This window comes from Pseudonocardia yuanmonensis (assembly GCF_039542425.1).
In the GTDB taxonomy this organism is placed as follows: domain Bacteria; phylum Actinomycetota; class Actinomycetes; order Mycobacteriales; family Pseudonocardiaceae; genus Pseudonocardia; species Pseudonocardia yuanmonensis.
In genome coordinates this window covers 1-500 of record NZ_BAABIC010000089.1, presented here as the reverse complement: position 1 = coordinate 500, position 500 = coordinate 1, and the positions used below count along the sequence as shown (strand labels likewise).

Genomic DNA, 500 nt, shown 5'->3' with positions numbered 1-500 from the left:
GACGAGCGCCGCCCGCGCTTCGGCCTGATGCGCGGCCGCGAATTCACCATGAAGGACGCCTACTCCTTCGACCGCGACGAAGCCGGCGCCCAGCGCAGCTACGACAACATGTACGCCGCCTACATGCGCATTTTCGGTCGCCTGGGCCTGGAATTCCGCGCCGTGGCCGCCGATACGGGCTCGATCGGGGGCACCCGCAGCCATGAATTCCAGGTCATCGCCGAGACCGGCGAAGACCTGCTGGTCTACAACGCGGATTCGGAATACGCCGCCAACATCGAACTGGCCGAGGCTCCCGGCCTGTACGCCAGCCGCGCCGAACCCGCCCAGGCCATGGCGGAAGTGCCCACGCCGGGCGCCGCCAAGTGCGAGGACGTGGCCAAACTGCTGGGCCTGCCGCTGGAACGCACGATCAAGTCGATCGTGCTGGCCACCGATGGCGAAAAAGGCGCCGACATCTGGCTGCTGCTGCTGCGCGGCGACCATGAACTCAATGAAAT

At 66.6% G+C, this 500-nt stretch carries 1 protein-coding gene; it reads left to right on the top strand.

Features of this window, described 5'->3' with window-relative positions:
- Positions 1-500: aminoacyl--tRNA ligase-related protein (locus ABD990_RS34245; protein WP_345384952.1), on the top strand; the 500-nt coding region annotated here is incomplete at both ends.